This window comes from Pseudomonas sp. RL (genome assembly GCF_000647775.1).
Taxonomy (GTDB): Bacteria; Pseudomonadota; Gammaproteobacteria; order Pseudomonadales; family Pseudomonadaceae; genus Serpens; species Serpens flexibilis.
Genome location: NZ_JBOY01000223.1, coordinates 1 through 1,147, shown reverse-complemented (window position 1 = coordinate 1,147; position 1,147 = coordinate 1). Strand labels below are relative to the sequence as shown.

1 protein-coding gene is annotated in these 1,147 nt (G+C 64.6%); it reads right to left on the bottom strand.

Annotated elements, in window-relative coordinates; genetic code table 11:
* Window positions 1-16: 16 nt before the first annotated feature.
* Window positions 17-1,123, bottom strand: a complete 1,107-nt coding sequence (locus AS93_RS0118410; RefSeq protein WP_027591933.1) for an IS5 family transposase — start codon at window positions 1,121-1,123, stop codon at window positions 17-19.
* Between the last annotated feature and the right edge of the window lie 24 nt (window positions 1,124-1,147).

Here is a 1,147-nt window from a genome sequence, read left to right as displayed (position 1 = left end):
AGAGGGTGTTGACAAATTAGGTGGTCAGGCGTCGAAGCAGCATCCGCGCCTCGGTGAGCCAAACCCAGGCTTCGGATACGCTGGTCTTGCGATCGTGATGCATCACCAGCCGACGTGCGCGCTCGTTCCACGCGTGCGTCCGCTCCACGATCCAGCGCTTGGCGATCGCAATGAATCCCTTGGCCTTGGCCGGAGACTCGAACAGGTCGAGCTGGTCGGGCATGACCCAGCAGGCTGATCGAGCAGCGCTGCGAACCACTTGGACCTTGATGCCGTGGGACTGTGAGACCGTCTGCGCACACTGGCCCGCGTAACCGCCATCCGCATACAGCGTCTGGATCTGCGGATGCTTGGACATCGCTGCCGCGACCACCGGGTGGGCGCCATCGCGATCCTGCACGCTGGCGGCGGTCACGCTGACTGCCAGCAACAAACCCAGCGTGTCCACGACCAGATGGCGCTTGCGTCCCTTGACCTTCTTGCCTGCGTCGAAGCCAAGGTCGCCGCCTTGGGGGGAGCCTCGCGTGGACTGCGCATCGATGATCGCCGCAGTCGGCGCCTCGGGGCGCTCCTCTCGGGCACGCCACATACCGCGCAGGACGTCGTTCATCCGCTCGAACTTGCCCTGCTCGCTCCACCGCCGAAAGGTGCGATAGACGTTCTGCCAACGTGGAAACTCCCGCGGCAGCATGCGCCACGCGCACCCGGTCCGGACAACGTAGCAACACGCATCGACCAAGGAACGCCGCGAGTAACGCGGCGGCAGGCCGCGGCCGCCCTCGTTGCTGAAAATGTCCTGCACCAATGCCCACTCCGCATCCGTGAGACAACTTGGGTAGGCCTGCTCAGGGGCAAGCCGTCGATGGGCATCTGTGTAGCCGTAGCGAGGCGTGGAAGGGGCAGGTTTGGAATCCGCGTCAGCCACTGCACGGGGAGGCCTGCGCTCGACTCCCGCGCGCTTCAACACAGAGCGTACGGTGCCCACATGGACCTCAAGCCCTGTGCGCCGCGCAAATTCGGTTGCAACCTCGGAGACGGTCGAAAGGCAATCGTCCTCGACGATCTCCTTCAAAACGGTCAGATGGGTCTGGTCCAGCTTGCGGGGACGGCCTGCTGCGCTCATGTGCTGCCACTTCACGGACGGTGC